This is a genomic window from Vibrio sp. MOR3 (genome assembly GCF_001557775.1).
Lineage (GTDB): Bacteria > Pseudomonadota > Gammaproteobacteria > Enterobacterales > Vibrionaceae > Vibrio > Vibrio jasicida.
This window is the reverse complement of the sequence record NZ_LNRD01000045.1, coordinates 1-917: the sequence shown is the minus strand read 5'-3', so window position 1 is coordinate 917 and position 917 is coordinate 1. Positions and strand designations below refer to the sequence as shown.

Below are 917 nucleotides of genomic sequence, written 5' to 3'. Positions count from 1 at the left end.
TAACGCCCTGTTAAGGTGTGAGCAACGCAATACCGAAGCCGCCGCATGCCACCTTAAACACTAAGCGCAACGCATAGCAAAAATGCCACGCGTTGCGAATCACTCTTAAACAGTTTGTTAGTTGAATTGTTTCACAGCCCTACACTTGGGAAAGGTTGAACAACCCCAAAACTGTTTACCTATATTTTCACCACGCTTGGTTTCACGCAACACCATTTCAGAGCCGCAACGAGGGCACTCATTTGAGCTAACTTTGGATGCAACAACTTCTTTGACATGTTTACGATGCTTTAAATCCGTAATGACTCCGCGCTTTAACTTTAGCCGGTTTATAGACTCTGTTAACCGAGCATAATCATTGTCAGAGAACACTACATCGTTAAATTGCTGAATGTATCGAATACTTCCTTGAGCGTAGGTAACGTTTGGAGGCATTTCGGTTTTAAAGGTACTGTCGCCGATGAAAACAATAACTGAATGCAAGTGTTCTTCACTGCAACCTAGCAAGGTTTCCAGAGCTTTTATGTGCTTGTAATTCTGATGCAGTGGGTTCTGAAATTTAGAGGAATGACGGTAAATCTTTTGTGTCCACTGTTTCTGGCGAGCTGAACCAAATATCCAACCTTTCATATTCTTAGTTTCAACGACGAAGATGCCATATCTAGAAACCACAATATGGTCGACTTGAGTTGTACCATCGTTAGTCGGCAACGTTACGTCTTTTATTAGTGTGTAATCAGACTCTGGTAATTTGGACAAAAGACGGTTCACGAGAAACTCACCGAATACACCTTTTAGCCACCTACTTTTGAAAACGCTAACAATGAGCAATAAAGGCACTAGATACCAGACTTGCGCAAGCACATTAAGAAATGCTTCAAAAATATTCACGGATTTTCCCTATTCAACTAACGCCC

At 41.8% G+C, this 917-nt stretch carries 1 protein-coding gene; it reads right to left on the bottom strand.

Translation table 11 applies throughout. The annotated features are described in order from the left end of the window. Nucleotides 1–117 precede the first annotated feature (117 nt). The gene (locus ATB76_RS26810; protein ID WP_042603350.1) at nucleotides 118–891 is read right to left on the bottom strand and encodes an NERD domain-containing protein; all 774 of its coding nucleotides are present in this window, start codon (nucleotides 889–891) and stop codon (nucleotides 118–120) included. Nucleotides 892–917: the final 26 nt, after the last annotated feature.